1 protein-coding gene is annotated in these 1,053 nt (G+C 69.3%); it reads right to left on the reverse strand.

The annotated features are described in order from the left end of the window. Positions 1-952, reverse strand: a 952-nt coding sequence (locus ACWDAS_RS41460; protein ID WP_450401158.1) for an IS481 family transposase, incomplete at its 3' end; no start/stop codon positions are given. Positions 953-1,053 lie beyond the last annotated feature (101 nt).

Consider the following 1,053-nt stretch of genomic DNA (forward strand, 5'->3'; position numbering starts at 1 on the left):
TGTATTGACCCGCAGCGTTGTTCACGCGGCTGATCGGTGGGTGGCCGCCGAGTGCGGTGTGGCAGCGGTGGTGGTTGTAGGTGTGGAGGAAGTCTGTCAGGGCTTCGGTCCGTTCGGTGTTGCTGGTGTAGGGCCGCAGGTAGGCCCATTCGTCGAGCAGGGTGCGGTTGAAGCGTTCGACCTTGCCGTTGGTCTGCGGCCGGTAGGCGCGGGTGAGCTTGCCGGCCGCACCGAGGTCGGCAAGGGCCTGCTGCCAGGCGAAGCTCTTGCGGTAGGGCCAGGCGTTGTCGGTCAGGACCCGCTCGACGCGGTCGATACCCGACGCTGCGAAGAACGCCGCGGCCCGGCGTAGGAAGCCGGCGCAGGTGGCGGCCTTCTCGTCTGCGTGGATCTCGCTGTAGGCGAGGCGGCTGTGGTCGTCGACGGCGGAGTGGACGTAGTCGAAGCCCATGCTGCTGCGCCGGGCCCGGCCGGCCTGGCGGCCGAGGACCTTGTGGCCGCCGCCGTCGGGGATCCGGCCGAGTTTCTTGACGTCGACGTGGATCAGTTCGCCGGGCCGTTCGCGTTCGTAGCGGCGGATGACCTGGCCGGTGGGCCGGTCCAGGTGGGCCAGTCGGTTCAGGCGGTGGCGTGTCAGGATCCGGTGCACGGTGGAGGCGGGCAGGCCCAGGATCGGGCCCAGACGCGCAGGGCCGAGTTTGCGGGCCTGGCGGAGCTGGCAGACCCGGGCCTCCACGGTCGCCGGGGTTCGATGCGGTGTCGTGCGGGGCCGGCTGGAGCGGTCGGCAAGGCCTGCCTCGCCCTCGGCTCGCCAGCGGCGGACCCATTTGTGGGCCGTGGCGCGGGAGATGCCCATTTCAGCGGCCACATGCGCGACGGGGCGACCTGCGCAGACACGTTCGACCAGCAGCCGCCTGCCGTGAACGGTCAGCCGGGCATTACGGTGGGACACGAAGACCTCCGTGTGGTGCAGTCCTAGACAGCTCCACCACACCGGAGGTCTTCGCCATGATCAAGCCCGGGCCAGTGTCAACAACGTTCGTGATCAATACA

Source organism: Streptomyces sp. NPDC001070 (genome assembly GCF_053598835.1).